Raw genomic sequence first — 13473 nt, 5'->3', positions numbered from 1 at the left:
TGTCAGGTCAGATGCCCGCCGACGCGAGCCACTCCTTCGCGACCTTGTCCGGCTCCGGCTTGTCCGGCGCGGCCAGCTTCTGGTTCAGGTCCAGCAGCGTCTTCGTGTCGAGCTTCTTCGAGATGGCGTTGAGGGTGTCGCGCACCTGCTGCGACGCCTTCTTCTCGTTGATCAGCGGCAGCACGTTCTGCGCGGCGAACACGTTCTTCGGGTCTTCCAGCACCACGAACTCGTTGGCCTTGATGGACGAGTCCGTCGTGAACAGGTCGGCCGCCTGCACCGTGTTGTCCTTCAGGCCGGCGACGGTCAGCGGGCCGCCGACGTCGAGGGCCTTGAACTCCTTGAACTCGCAGCTGTACTTGGCCTTCAGGCCCGGCAGGCCGTCGGGGCGGTTCTGGAACTCCGGCGGGCCGCCGAAGACCAGGTCCTTGCAGTACGGCACGAGGTCGTCGATCGACTTCAGGCTGTACTGGGCCGCGATCTGCTTGGTGACGACGACCGCGTCCTTGTCCTCGGCCTCCGACTTGTCGAGCACGACCAGGTTCTGCGGCAGGGCCTTCTTCAGCGCCGCGTACACCTCGTCGGAACCGACCTCGGTCGCGTCCTTGTTGATGTACTTGAGGAGCACGCCGGTGTACTCGGGGATCAGGTCGATCGAGCCGTCCTGCACGCCCTTGTAGTACAGCTCGCGGTTGCCGATGTTGAGCTTCTTGGAGACCTTGACGCCCTTGGCCGTCAACGCTTCCGCGTAGATCTCGGCGAGCAGGCGCGACTCCGTGAAGTTGCCCGATCCCACGACGATGGTGTCCGTGGGGGCCGGGTTGTTGGCGCCGCCCGTCAGCGGGTCACCACCGCACGCCGACAAAAGCATGACCGCGGCGACGGCTGTCGCGATGCGCTTCATCTCTTTCCTCCGGTTCCAGCTGGACGCAGCCCTGGCGAGACCGTCAGCCGTTGCAGGCCGGCGAACCCCAGGTCGACTAGGACGGCGAGCAGTGCCACGAGCACCGCGCCGGCGAGCATCTGTCCGAACTCCTGCAGGGCGAGGCCGTCGAAGACGAGCCTGCCGAGACCACCGGCGCCGGTGTAGGCGGCGATGGTGGCGGTCGCGACGACCTGCAGCGCGGCGCCGCGGAAACCGCCGTAGATCAGGGGAAGCGCGTTGGGGATCTCCACCCGCAGCAGCACGCCCGACTCGCGCATGCCGACACCGCGCGCCGCGTCGACGGTCACCGGGTCGACCGCGCGCACGCCGGCGTAGGTACCCGCCATGATCGGCGGGATCGCCAGCAGCACCAGTGCGACGTACACCGGGAAGTCGCCGAGACCCGCCCACAGCACGACGAGGATCAGCACCGCCGTGGTCGGCAGCGCCCGCAGCGCGTTGGACAGGCCGACGATGACGAAGCCGCCCTTGCCGGTGTGCCCGACGAACGCGCCGAGCGGGATCGCGATCACCGCGGCGATCAGCAGCGTCAGCAGGGTGTAGCCGAGGTGTTCCACCAGCCGCACCGGGATCCCGGTCGAACCGGACCAGTGCGCGGGGTCGAAGAGCCAGCCACCCACTCAGCTCACCTCCCCGCCCGAGCCCACGGCGTGAGCAGGCGCCCCGCCAGCAACAGCAAACCGTCCGCGAGCACCGCCAGCACGACCGTCCCGATGAGACCCGCGAGCACCTTGTCGGTGTTGTCGGTCTGGTAGCCCTCGGTGAAGAGCTGGCCGTAGCCGCCGAGACCGACGAGCGCGCCCACGCTCACCATGCTGATGTTCGACACCGTCGCGACGCGCAGGCCCGCGATCGTGACCGGCAGCGCGAGCGGGAAGTCGACCGTGAGGAACCGGCGCAACGGCCGGTAGCCCATCGCGTTCGCCGCGGCCGTCACGTTGCCCGGCACCGCCGACAGCGCGTCCGCGACCGACCGCACCATCAGCGCGACGGTGTAGATCACCAGCGGCACGATGACGTTGATCTCGTCGAGGATCTTCACGCCGATCAGCACCGGCGTGATCACGATCAGCGCGATCGACGGGATCGTGAACAGGATGTTGGCCAGCGGGAAGAGGATCGCGCGCGTCGTCGAGGACCGGCTCGCGAGCCACCCCAGCGGGATGGACAGCACGAACCCGATCAGCACCGGCACGACGGAGAGCCGCAGGTGCACCTCGGTGACTTCCCAGAACCTCACCCAGTTCTCGAGGATCCAGGTCACTTCGGGACCTCACCCGCCGCGCGGGCCTTCGCGAGGGCCTGGATCACGTCGTCGGCCCTGACCACGCCGGTGACCGCGCCCGCGTCGTCGACCACCACGCCGAGCGCGGACGGCGAGCTGAGCGCCGCGTCGAGCGCGCCCCGCAGCGTCGAGCCGTCGTAGAGGGAACCGCCGGAGATCACGTCCTTCTCGCTGACCTCGACCTCACCGTCCACACCGGACAGCCAGCCCTTCGGCCGGTCGTGGTCGTCGACGACGAGCGTCCAGTCGGTGATGGTGACGCGCTCGCCGAGCTTCGCCGTCGCGACGGGGTGCACGGGCACCTCGGCGTGCAGGAACGTGAGGGTGCGGTAGCCGCGGTCGCGGCCGACGAACGAGGCCACGAAGTCGTTGGCGGGCGCGCTGAGCAGCTCCTGCGGCTTCGCGTACTGCGCGAGGTGCCCGCCCTTCTGGAACACCGCGACGCGGTCGCCGAGCTTGAGCGCCTCGTCGATGTCGTGCGTGACGAACACGATCGTCTTGTCGAGCTCCGCCTGCAGGCGCAACAGCTCGTTCTGCAGGTCCTCGCGCACGACCGGGTCGACCGCGCTGAACGGCTCGTCCATCAGCAGCACCGGCGGGTCGGCGGCGAGCGCGCGGGCGACGCCCACGCGTTGCTGCTGACCGCCCGACAGCTGCGCCGGGTACCGCTTGCCGAACGCCGGGTCGAGCCCGACGATCTCCAGCAGCTCGGCGGCGCGCGTGCGGGCCTTGCGTTTGTCCCAACCGGACAGAAGCGGCACGGTCGCGACGTTGTCGAGCACCGTGCGGTGCGGGAACAGGCCCGCCTGCTGGATCACGTAGCCGATGCCGCGCCGCAGCGTCGGCGGGTCGACGGTCAGGACGTCCTTGCCGTCCACGAGGATCGTGCCCGACGTGGGGTCGATCATGCGGTTGACCATGCGCAGGGACGTGGTCTTGCCACAGCCGGAAGGACCGACGAACACCGTGATGGTGCCCGCCTCGACCGCGAGGTCGAGCTCGTCGACAGCGATGGTCCCGTCCTCGAACCGCTTGGTGACGGCCCGGAACTCGATCACCCGAAGATCCCTCCGGTCGCGACGGCCACCCCGTTTGGACCGCCCTGGATGTAGATCCCAAAGACCTTAACTCGTTCGGCGTACCCCGGCACAACGTTCCACGATGTGGCAGGCCGTATGGTTTACCGCTTGTGACGATCGACCAGGTTCGGCAGTTGGTGGCGGAACGCGGGGCCCACGCCCGCAAGCTCCGCGAGGTGTTGTCCCTGCTCAGCGAGGACTGGCACCCGCTGGCCGAGCTCGTGCGCCTGCCTGCCGTGCCCCGCCGCACCGTCCAGGACCTGCTCAGGGCGCTGGGCGACGACGCCGAAACTTCAGGCGATCGTTACCGCATCGCGCCCGGGCTGGTGGCGTCCTACCGCGCCGAGTTCGGGGTCTCGGGTGTCCGCGACCACACGGACGTGCTGCGGCAGATCCTCGTGGACATCGCCGACGTGCCACCGCCTCTGTCCTCGTTGGACCACGTGCAGGCGACGGCGGAGACCGCCCTCAACCGCGCGGTGTGGCTGAACGCGACCTACGACCTGGCCGGCAGGCGCCTGCTGTGCCTGGGCGACCACGACCTCACGTCGCTGGCCGTCGCCGCGGTCAACCCGGACGTGTCGATCACGGTCGTCGACCTCGACGAGCGGCTGCTGGAGTTCATCGACTCGCGGGCCTCCGCGCGCGGCCTCGACATCCGGACCTTGCACTGCGACATGCGTTTCGGGCTGCCCCAGGCCGCGCTGGAGTCGTTCGACCTCGTCTTCAGCGACCCGCCGTACACCCCGGAGGGAATGGGCCTGTTCGCGGGCCGCGGCGTGGAGGCGCTGGAGGACATCGCCACCGGCCGCGTGCTGCTGGCGTACGGCTTCTCCGACCGCACCCCCGCGCTGGGCCTGAAGGTGCAGCAGGAGCTGCAGAAGCTCGGACTCGTCTTCGAGGCGATCCTGCCCGCGTTCCACCGCTTCGACGGCGCGCAGGCCATCGGTTCGGCCGCCGACCTGTACGTCTGCCGCCCGACCGGCCGCCGCGCGGTGGCCGGCGGCACGCGGATCTACACGCACGGCGCGCAGTCCGTGGAGTCGTCCGGCCCGTCGAAGGAAGCGCTGACCGCTTTGTCCGACCTGGCCCCGCGCCCGGAGTCCTCGCCCCCGCCCAAGCCCCGTGCCGCGGGCTGGACCGAACCCGTCGGCAAGGGCGCGGCGTCGCTGGCCGTCGACCTCTCGGCGGACCCCGGCCCGTGGCTGCTGCGGACGCTGCTGTCGTCGTCCCCCGCCCGCCTGGCGTGCCTGGTGCCGAACAACCACCCCGCGGTGTCGTCGGAGGCGGGGCAGAAGGAGCTCCAGGAGCTCGTCGCGACCCGGTTCACGCTGAAGTTCCTGCGCAACAACCCGGATTCCAAGACGACGATCGTGGTCGCCGACCAGGTCCTCACCGGCACGCTGTCGCTCGGCGACCGCACCGTCCGCGAGGTGCTGATGAAGGCGCACGGCAAGCTGCGCAACGTGTGGCGCGAGGCGTTGATCACGGCGTCGCAGGGCGTGCTGACCAAGCGGCAGGCGACCGAGATCGTCGACAACGCCCCGGTGGCGGCGGACGACCTGGAGCTGCGGCTCATCGACCTGCCCAAGCACCGGATCGCGGCGCTGCTGCCGGAGGTCTCAGCCAGCGCGCGGTATGTGGAGCGGTCCGAGGGCTAGCACGGCCCGGAACTCCTTGGGCGGCACCGGACGCGAGAACAACCAGCCCTGGTACGCGTCCACCCCCACCCCGCGCAGCACGTGGAACTGCGTGGCCGTCTCCACGCCCTCGGCCACGCACTTGCGCCCCATCGCACGGGCCATGTCGACGACGGCGCGGGCGACGGCGAAGTCCGACGAGTCGTTGCCCACGCCGGAGACGAACCGGCGGTCCACCTTGATGATCTGCGCCGGCAGGTCCTTCAGGCGGGCCAGCGACGAGTAGCCGGTGCCGAAGTCGTCTACGGCGAACTGCACGCCGCGCTTCACCAGCTCGTCCATCGACTGCCGCACGCGTGAGGGCAGGTCGACGAACGCCGTCTCGACGAGCTCCAGCACCACGCGTTCCCACGGGACGCCGGACTCCATGATCGCGGTCGACACGATGTCGACGAACTCCGGATCGCCCGGCACCAGACCGGCCAGGTTCACCGCGACGGACACCGGGCGGCCGTCGGGCGCGGGCCACGTCGCGGCCTCCTTCAGCGCCGTGCGCAGCACCCAGCGGTCGAGCTCGCGCATCAGGTCGCCCTGTTCGGCGACCGGCAGGAACACGTCCGGCGGTAGCAGGCCGCGGTCCGGGTGCGGCCAGCGCACCAGTGCCTCGGCGGTCAGCACGGACCCGTCCACGCCCACGACCGGCTGGTAGTGCAACGCCAGGCCGTCGTGCTGCAACGCGTCGCGCAGCTGGCCTTCGAGGTGGACCTGGCGGTCGGCGGAGGCGATGAGCGCGGCCGAGGCCAGCGAGACGCGACCGGCGCCCGCGCGCTTCGCCTCGAACATCGCGGCGTCGGCGAACCGCAGCAGGTCCGCGCCGTTGGCGCGCGAGCCGTTCGGGACGGCGGCACCGATCGACGCGGAGACGCGGACCAGTTGGCCGTGCACGGGAACGGCGGTGCGCAGCAACGACGCCACCCGCGTCGCCAGCGCGTCCACGCCGCCCACCGCGTCGATGTCCTCGGAGATGATCACGTACTCGTCGCCGGACAGGCGTGCGGCCGTGCAGCCGTCGGGCAGGCCGCCCTCCAGCCTGCGGGCCAGTGCCACGAGCAGCTCGTCGCCCGCGTCGTGACCCAGGGAGTCGTTGACGCGCTTGAAGTTGTCGATGTCGCAGAAGAGCACGGCGACCTTGGAGCGGCCCGGCCCGTCGAGCACCTCGCCGAGGATCTCCTTCACCAGCGCGCGGTTCGGGAGCCCGGTCAGCTCGTCGTGGGTGGCCTGGTGGCGCAACGCCTCGGCGGCGCGGCGGCGTTCGGTGATGTCCAGGAACACGATCAGCCAGAAGCGGCGGCCGTCGTCCTGCACGGACAGCGCGATGTGCAGCTCGCAGTAGACCTTCTCGCCGTCGGGGCGCACGAGGATGCGCTGCGGGATCTTCTGCGTGCGCTCGGCGGCCCACTGCAGGCCCGGCGAGGTGTCCTCGGGGTGGGTGAGCTGCTCGGCGGTCATGCCGCGCAGCTGCTCCAGCTCCATGCCCAGCAGGTCGCACAGCGCGTCGTTCGCGTCGACCAGGCGCTCGCCCTCGTCGAACAGGCCGATGCCGACCGGGGTGACGGAGACGAGGTCGGTGAAGCGCTGCGACGACCGCTTCATGCGGGCCTCGGCGGCGCGCTGTTCGGTGACGTCCTGCGCGGTGCCGACGGCGAGCTGGTTGCCGTGCGGATCGTGGACGATCATGCCGTGGCACCGGAAGATGCGCGTCGCGCCGTCGGTCGGCCGCACCACACGGTGCTCGCACTGGACGGCGACCTCGTCGACGGCGAGCTGCCGCCACAGGTCGTCGACCCAGGCGCGGTCCTCCGGGTGCACGAGGTCGAGGTAGTACCGGTAGTCGCCCGCCACGTCGGCGGGGATGCCGTAGAGCTCGCGGAGCATGTCCGACCACACGACCACGCCGGTCGACGGCTTCCACTCCCACATGCCGAGCCGGGCGGCCTGCTGCGCGTCCGCCAATCTTCGGCGGTCCTCGCGCATCTGGCGTTCCAGCGCCCGCGCCTCGGTGACGTCCTGGATCGTGCCGTGGTAGCGCTCGATGCGTCCGGACGGCGCGATCTCGGCGCGCGCACGGCACATGTAGACGCGTTCGCCGACCTCGCTGCGGACCTCGACCTCGACCGGTTCGCCGTCGCTCGCGTGCAGCAGCGAGTGGCGGATCGCCTTGACGGCCTCGCGGTCGTCCGGGTGCACGCCGCTGAGCAGGTCGTCGTCCGGGGTGATGCCCAGCTCGGCGTACATCTCCAGCAGCACCTCGCTGCGGTGCACGGCGCGGGTGCCGGTCTCGTACGCCCAGCTGCCGATGCGGGCGATGCGCTGCGCCTCCAGCAGCCGCGCCCGTTCCTGGGCGAGGTCGGTGGCCGCGCGCTTGGACTCGGTGATGTCGCGGATGTAGCCGGTGATCTTGTCCAGCGCGCCGGCGTCGTCCAGCCGCGCCTCGGCGACGCCGCGGATCCACCGCAGCTGGCCGTCGGGCCGGATGATCCGGTACTCGATGTCGATCGGGTCGCCGGTGATCTCGCGACCGTGCCAGTACGTCTCGACCATGTGGAAGTCGTCGGGGTGCACGACGTCGAGCACGGCCTGCGCGCCCGGCACGACGGTGCCGCGGTCGATGCCGAGCAGCTCGTAGTGCGTGTCGGACCAGACGGTCATGCCGGTGCCGGGGTCGAACTCCCAGGAACCCAGCTCCGCGACCCGCTGCACCTTGCGCAGGCGGCGCTGTTCGTCGCGCAACGCGTCCGCGGCGGCGGCGAGGTCGGAGACGTCGATCAGCAGGACGGCCTGCAGGCCCGTTCCCGGGACGGCCGTGCGGGCGACGCGGACCGGCAGCTCGGAGCCGTCGGCGCGGGCCAGGCGGAGGTCGGAGGCGTTGCCGAGCAGCAGCTCGCCCAAGGGGTGCCCGACGAGGTCGTCCAGCCCCTGCGCGCCGGCCAGCTCGACGGCGGCGTGGTTGGCCTGCATGACGAAGCCCTTGCCGTCGACCAGCAACGACGGCGTGTCGGGCATGGTCAGCCCGTCGAGCGTCACCGGAGGCCTCTCAGCCGTCCGTGCACGGCCGTTCACCACCGTCGCGCGTCCCACCCACTTGGGCACCGACCCACCCTCTCCCGCATTCACCGCCCGCGGCAATTCGGGTGGGCACGACAACGGCACCCGAACGGCGGCAAACACGAACCCTCTCCCCGGGTGAACACCCGAGGAGAGGGACGGTAGCGCTTCAGAGCGTCATCGCCCACCCCTGCACGGGTTAACGAAAAGCCACGTTCGTGGTTCCGGTTCCCGCGCGATGCAAATGGCTGGCGAATGCGCCCTCGACGAGGTGCAGGTCAGGCCACTCCATCGGCCTTCGCCGCGACCGCGACAGCCGCCGCGACCTCGGGTCCGACCCGCGGGTCCAGCGCCGACGGAACAATTCGGTCTGGGCCCAAATCATCTTTCGCGACGGCCAGAATTGCGTCGGCCGCGGCGAGTTTCATGCCCTCGGTGATCCGGCGCGCGCCCGCGTCGAGCGCCCCGCGGAAAATGCCGGGGAACGCGAGCACGTTGTTGATCTGGTTCGGGAAGTCGCTGCGGCCCGTCGCCACGATCGCGGCGTGCCGTGCGGCGACCTCCGGGTGCACTTCGGGGTCGGGGTTCGAGAGCGCGAAGACGACCGAGTCGGCGGCCATGCTCGCGATCAGGTCCTCGGACACCTTCGACGACGACACGCCGATGAAGACGTCGGCGCCGCGCAGGGCGACGTCGATCCCGCCGTCGAGGTCCGACCGGTTGGTGACCGCCGCGATCTCCTCCTTGACCGGGTTGAGCCCGGCCCTGCCCGTGCGGACGATGCCGCGCGAGTCGAGCAGCGTGATGTCACCGGCGCCGGCCGCGATGAGGATCTTGGCGATCGCGATGCCCGCGGCGCCCGCACCGGAGATGACCACCCGCTGGTCGCCGATGTCCTTGCCGAGCACCGTGTTCGCGCCGTTGAGCGCGGCCAGCGAGACGACGGCCGTGCCGTGCTGGTCGTCGTGCATGACCGGGCAGTCGAGCGCCTCGATGAGCTTGCGCTCCAGCTCGAAGCAGCGCGGCGCGGAGACGTCCTCCAGGTTGACCGCGCCGAACGACGGGCGCAGCCGGACGAGCGTCTCGACGATCTCGTCCACGTCCGTCGTGTCGAGCACGAGCGGGATGGAGTCGAGGCCGCCGAAGGTCTTGAACAGCGCGGACTTGCCCTCCATGACGGGCAGGGACGCGCTGGGGCCGATGTCGCCGAGGCCGAGCACGGCGGTGCCGTCGCTGACGACGACCACGAGCCGGTGCGCCCAGGTGTACTTGGCGGCGAGGGAGGCGTCCCGCGCGATGGCCGTGCTCACCCGCGCGACGCCGGGGGTGTAGGCGATGGACAGCGCTTTCGGGTCAGCGAGCGAGGCGGTCGCGCCGACCTCGAGCTTCCCGCCCAGGTGCGCGTTGAAGATCTCGTCGTCCGTCAGCTGAGTCGGATCGGAGTTCTCGGTACGGGCTTCGTTCACTGCTGTCACGGCGTCCCTCCTGCGGTGCGGGCGGCGTAGTGGCCCAACGTGGGCTCATCACCAAACGGCGCACCGTCCCAGCGTTGTCACGCCGGGTACACGGGGCCTGGAAACTCGGTCGACGTCCTCCGACGAGTTGCGGCGGAAAACTGCCCGAGTGCTGCGGGTGACGCGAAGTGTGGCAGGGTCGCGCGCCGCTGTCTGCGGCGGGGATCACACTTTTTCCGCAGGTCAGAGGGCATGTAGCAAGACGTCCGTCCGGTTTTCTGAACCGACCGGTCAGTTTCCGCTGGCAGGAAGCACCCGATCGGTCAAGAAAGATTGACGCCTTAGAGTGACGGCATGCAGGCGAGTTCGCTGAAAATCAACGGCGCGTTCGAGTTCACCCCTCGTACATTTCCCGACGACCGCGGCGTGTTCGTCTCGCCGTACCAGGAGGCCGCCTTCACGGAGGCGGTCGGCCACCCCCTCAGGGTCGCCCAGACCAACCACAGCGTGTCCCGCGCGGGCACCATCCGCGGCATCCACTACGCGGACGTCCCGCCGTCCCAGGCGAAGTACGTCTTCTGCCCGCGCGGCTCGTTCATCGACGTGGTCGTCGACATCCGCGTCGGCTCGCCCACCTTCGCCCAGTGGGAGGCGGTGCTCGTCGACTCGAAGAAGTGCAACGCGGTCTACCTCGCCGAGGGCCTGGGCCACGCGATGATCGCCCTCGAGGACGACACGACGATGAACTACCTCTGCTCCACCCCCTACACCCCGTCCGGCGAGCACGGCCTGACCCCGCTCGACCCCGCGCTCGACCTCCCGTGGCCGCGCGAGCTCGAGTTCCTGTTGTCGGAGAAGGACACCGCGGCCCCCACCCTGGCGCAGGCGTACGAGGCCGGCGTGCTCCCCCGCTACGAGGACTGCCTGGCGCTCTACGCGTCGCTCAAAGCCTGAACGCGGGCCTCGGCCACAGTCGAGCTTTGACGACTCCGAGCACCTCGGCCGCCCCGAGCTGCTCGGAGTCCGTGCTCGCGAACGGGTTGTCACCCACCACGTGCCACCCCCCGTCCACGGGATGAGAGACACGTTTCACCGAGAGCTGCCCCGGCCGCCCGGCCCACCGCACGAGGGCGATCTGCCCCGGACGGGGCACCGCACCCCACCTGACCAGCACGATGTCCTCGTCCCTGAGCGCGGGTGCCATCGACGGCCCGCGGACGAGCACGGTCGAGAGTCGTGGTCTCAACGATCACCTTTCGCGCAGCCGGAGTAGGGTTCTGCTTGTCGGAGCATCCACTGTTTTCATTCTGGGAGGAACGATGCGACTCGTGTCGCGCATTCTCCGCCCGCGCGTCGAAGCCACCGCGCACTGCGACCTGCCCTGCGGTGTCTACGACCCCGCGCAGGCCCGCATCGAGGCCGAGTCGGTCAAGGCGGTCCAGGAGAAGTACCAGGCCAACGAGGACCCGGAGTTCCGGGAGCGCGCCGTCCTGATCAAGGAGCAGCGCAGCGAGCTCGTCAAGCACCACCTGTGGGTGCTGTGGACGGACTACTTCAAGCCGCCGCACTTCGAGAAGTACCCGGAGCTGCACGACCTGTTCAACCGCGCCACCAAGGCCGCCGGTGCCTCGGGCACCAAGGGGTCGATGGACCCGGCGTCCGGTCAGCAGCTGCTGGACCTGATCGCGCAGATCGACAAGATCTTCTGGGAGACCAAGCAGGGCTGAGCCCTTCTCGGACTACCTCGAACGGCGCCGCTCCCCGGGCAGGGAGCGGCGCCGTTCTGTCGTCGCGGAGAACCTAGGCGGGGACGAAGTCGGACGAGCGGGACAGGTCCTGCCACGTCTCCAGGTCCTCGGCGACGGCCGCGAGCTTGCCCCGGATGTCGGCCAGCGTGGACGTGCCGAGCGGGAGGCGGGCGGGCATCGAGGCGAGGTCGGCCAGCGAGGTGATCGCGGCGGCGGCCTTCGCGGGGTCGCCCTCCTGCAGACCGTGGTTCTCGCCGGCCCACGTCCTGGACGCGCCGCCGGTGGTGGCGTAGTCGTCGATGACCCGGTCCACCTGGCCCAGCGACGACGAGGCGAGGAAGTCGGTGCGCAGCGGGCCCGGCTGGACCGAGGTGACCTGGATGCCGAGCGGGGCGAGCTCCAGCCGCAGCGCCTCGGTGATTCCCTCCAGGGCGAACTTGGTCGCGCTGTAGACGCCCCAGCCCGCCCACGCGACCACGCCGCCGGTCGAGCTGATGTTCAGGATGCGTCCGCTCCGGGCGGCGCGCAGGACCGGGGTGACCGCGCGCAGGACGTTCAGCAGGCCGAAGACGTTGGTGTCGAAGACGGCCCTGGCCTCGGCGTCGCTGGTCTCCTCGACGGCACCGACGAGGCCGCGGCCGGCGTTGTTGACCAGGACGTCGATCCCGCCGAACCGGGTCACGGCCGCGGCCACGGCGGCGTCGACCTGGTCCTGGTCGGTGACGTCCAGCGGCACGGCGAGCAGATCGTCCGACCGCAGCGCGTCGAACGCCCTCGGGTCGCGGGCGCCGGCCACCACCGAGTCACCCCGGCCCAGCGCCGCCTTCACGATCTCCAGCCCCAGTCCGCGGGACGCTCCGGTGACGAACCAGACAGGCACGATGTTCTCCTCGCGATGACGTTGTTGACGCTTTCCATTACGCCGCAACGGGACCGCGGGGCGAAGGGGATGGCTGGTACCCCTGGTCGTGGCTCTGGCGGTACCACCCACGAGCTGCCGACCGGCCGGCGGAGAAGCCATACTCGCCGTCATGGCGAACGAACTGCGCGACTTCCTCACCTCGCGCCGCGCGGCGCTGTCCCCCGAGGACGTGGGCCTGCCCGCCGCCACGACGCCGCGCCGGGTCGAGGGGCTGCGGCGCGCGGAGGTCGCGATCCTCGCCGGGGTGAGCGTCGACTACTACGTCAAGCTCGAACAGGGCCGCGCGCGCAACGTCTCCGAGCAGGTGTTCGAGGCCGTCGCGCGGGCACTGCGGCTCGACGACGCCGAGAGCCGCTACCTCGCCTCGCTGCTGCAGCCGCGGACCGCGCCCGCTGTCGCGCGCGCCAGACCGGCGTTGCAGTCCATGATCCGCGCGATGGACGTGCCCGCGGCCATCCACGGCCCGCACCTGGAGGTGCTCGGGATCAACCACGCGGGCAAGGCGCTGCTCGACGACTTCGACGCGATGCCGGCGGCCGACCGCAACACCGCGAAGTGGATGTTCCTCAACCCGCGCGCCCGCGTCGTCTACCGGGACTGGGCCGAGATCGCCGCCGACGTCGTCGCGGTGCTGCGCGCGTCGCCCGTCGGCGAGGAGCTGTCGAAGATCGTCGGTGACCTCAGCACGCGGTCCGCGGAGTTCGCGGGCATGTGGGCCGCCTACCGCGTGTCCGAGCACCAGCACGGCGTCAAGCGGTTCTTCCACGAGGCCGTCGGCGACCTGCGGCTCAACTGGCAGACGCTGCGCCTGCCCGACGGCCTCGGGCAGACCATCGTCATCTACAGCGCCGACACCGGCTCACCGTCGAAGGAGAAGCTGCGCCTGCTGAACAGCTGGACCGCGCAGCCGAACGGTGCCGCCTCCCGCACGGACAGCGGCACCGTTCACCAGGAGAGCTAGCCTTGGGCTACCCTGCCCGTCACCTCGAAGCCGGTGCCGGTCGGCGAAAGCCTCTCGAACTGCAACCGGACCAGCTCCTCCCCCTCGGCCTCCGCGTCGGTCACCGTCGGCACCGACACCTCGATCGACGTCTGCCCCGCCGGGATGGAGACGTAGAGCGCGAGCTGGCTGGCGGACAGCGGCCGGGACGGCAGCGCCGACTCACCGGAGTTCTGCTGGAACCACGTGCCGTCGACGTCCGTTGTGGACAGTTCGGTGGCACCGGCGGGCGCGACCGGCAGCGCGCCCAGCGTGATGGCCGCCTCGGCGGTTTCCGAGAGCGTCAGCTTCCAC

Annotated in this window: 12 protein-coding genes and 1 pseudogene; 4 read left to right on the top strand and 9 right to left on the bottom strand. The window is 70.5% G+C overall.

Annotated features, from left to right (window positions below):
• Positions 1-7: 7 nt before the first annotated feature.
• Genes VF330_RS06205 through VF330_RS06190 form a run of 4 tightly spaced genes read right to left on the bottom strand, consistent with a single transcriptional unit; the run spans position 8 to position 3289 of the window.
• Entirely contained in the window at positions 8-904 is an 897-nt protein-coding gene (locus VF330_RS06205) for an ABC transporter substrate-binding protein (protein WP_330850529.1), read from the bottom strand.
• Positions 901-1566: an ABC transporter permease gene (locus VF330_RS06200; RefSeq protein ID WP_330850528.1), complete on the bottom strand. Its 666-nt coding sequence runs from the start codon at positions 1564-1566 to the stop codon at positions 901-903. Before VF330_RS06200 ends, VF330_RS06205 begins: the two co-directional genes overlap by 4 nt.
• A gap of 5 nt (positions 1567-1571) precedes the next feature.
• Positions 1572-2210: an ABC transporter permease gene (locus tag VF330_RS06195; protein WP_330850527.1), complete on the bottom strand. Its 639-nt coding sequence runs from the start codon at positions 2208-2210 to the stop codon at positions 1572-1574.
• The gene (locus tag VF330_RS06190) at positions 2207-3289 is read right to left on the bottom strand and encodes an ABC transporter ATP-binding protein (RefSeq protein ID WP_330850526.1); all 1083 of its coding nucleotides are present in this window, start codon (positions 3287-3289) and stop codon (positions 2207-2209) included. The genes VF330_RS06195 and VF330_RS06190 overlap by 4 nt, the downstream gene beginning before the upstream one ends.
• Before the next feature lie 131 nt (positions 3290-3420).
• On the opposite strand from VF330_RS06190, the gene VF330_RS06185 reads away from it, so the two are divergent.
• Positions 3421-4971 (top strand): bis-aminopropyl spermidine synthase family protein, encoded by a 1551-nt coding sequence (locus tag VF330_RS06185; protein ID WP_330850525.1) that lies wholly within the window; start codon positions 3421-3423, stop codon positions 4969-4971.
• Here VF330_RS06185 and VF330_RS06180 read toward each other — a convergent pair.
• Both VF330_RS06180 and VF330_RS06175 read right to left on the bottom strand, forming a co-directional pair.
• Entirely contained in the window at positions 4933-8100 is a 3168-nt protein-coding gene (locus tag VF330_RS06180; RefSeq protein WP_330850524.1) for a bifunctional diguanylate cyclase/phosphodiesterase, read from the bottom strand. The two genes, VF330_RS06185 and VF330_RS06180, sit on opposite strands and share 39 nt — an antisense overlap.
• A 233-nt stretch (positions 8101-8333) precedes the next feature.
• Positions 8334-9530 carry an NAD(P)-dependent malic enzyme gene (locus VF330_RS06175; protein ID WP_414675345.1) on the bottom strand — a complete coding sequence of 399 codons (1197 nt, stop codon included), beginning with the start codon at positions 9528-9530 and terminating at the stop codon, positions 8334-8336.
• A 333-nt stretch (positions 9531-9863) separates the two neighbouring features.
• Here VF330_RS06175 and VF330_RS06170 point away from each other — a divergent pair, with 333 nt between their 5' ends.
• Entirely contained in the window at positions 9864-10463 is a 600-nt protein-coding gene (locus tag VF330_RS06170) for a dTDP-4-dehydrorhamnose 3,5-epimerase (RefSeq protein ID WP_330850523.1), read from the top strand.
• On the opposite strand, the gene VF330_RS06165 is transcribed toward VF330_RS06170, so the two are convergent.
• Positions 10453-10755 (bottom strand): S24 family peptidase, encoded by a 303-nt coding sequence (locus VF330_RS06165; RefSeq protein ID WP_330850522.1) that lies wholly within the window; start codon positions 10753-10755, stop codon positions 10453-10455. The two genes, VF330_RS06170 and VF330_RS06165, sit on opposite strands and share 11 nt — an antisense overlap.
• Before the next feature lie 73 nt (positions 10756-10828).
• On the opposite strand from VF330_RS06165, the gene sodN reads away from it, so the two are divergent.
• Positions 10829-11236, top strand: a complete 408-nt coding sequence (gene sodN / locus VF330_RS06160; RefSeq protein ID WP_330850521.1) for a superoxide dismutase, Ni — start codon at positions 10829-10831, stop codon at positions 11234-11236.
• Positions 11237-11309: 73 nt separating this feature from the next.
• Here the strand turns inward: sodN and VF330_RS06155 are convergent, their stop codons facing one another.
• On the bottom strand, positions 11310-12137 hold the full coding sequence (locus VF330_RS06155; RefSeq protein ID WP_330850520.1) for an oxidoreductase: 828 nt from the start codon (positions 12135-12137) through the stop codon (positions 11310-11312).
• Positions 12138-12288: 151 nt separating this feature from the next.
• On the opposite strand from VF330_RS06155, the gene VF330_RS06150 reads away from it, so the two are divergent.
• On the top strand, positions 12289-13140 hold the full coding sequence (locus tag VF330_RS06150) for a helix-turn-helix transcriptional regulator (RefSeq protein WP_330850519.1): 852 nt from the start codon (positions 12289-12291) through the stop codon (positions 13138-13140).
• Here the strand turns inward: VF330_RS06150 and VF330_RS06145 are convergent.
• Positions 13137-13473 (bottom strand): annotated as a pseudogene (locus VF330_RS06145) (hypothetical protein); the annotation flags it as partial. The gene VF330_RS06150 and the pseudogene VF330_RS06145 overlap by 4 nt on opposite strands.

The sequence above is a fragment of the Lentzea sp. genome (assembly GCF_036380075.1).
GTDB lineage: Bacteria > Actinomycetota > Actinomycetes > Mycobacteriales > Pseudonocardiaceae > Lentzea.
The sequence above is the reverse complement of the archived record's forward strand: the minus strand, read 5'-3'. Positions and strand labels throughout refer to the sequence as shown.

What these genes read in the sequence shown, in the direction of transcription:
- VF330_RS06205 (WP_330850529.1), bottom strand. Translation starts at nt 904, where the DNA reads ATGAAGCGCATCGCGACAGCCGTCGCCGCGGTCATGCTTTTGTCGGCG.
- VF330_RS06150 (WP_330850519.1), top strand. Translation starts at nt 12,289, where the DNA reads ATGGCGAACGAACTGCGCGACTTCCTCACCTCGCGCCGCGCGGCGCTG.
- VF330_RS06170 (WP_330850523.1), top strand. Translation starts at nt 9,864, where the DNA reads ATGCAGGCGAGTTCGCTGAAAATCAACGGCGCGTTCGAGTTCACCCCT.
- sodN (WP_330850521.1), top strand. Translation starts at nt 10,829, where the DNA reads ATGCGACTCGTGTCGCGCATTCTCCGCCCGCGCGTCGAAGCCACCGCG.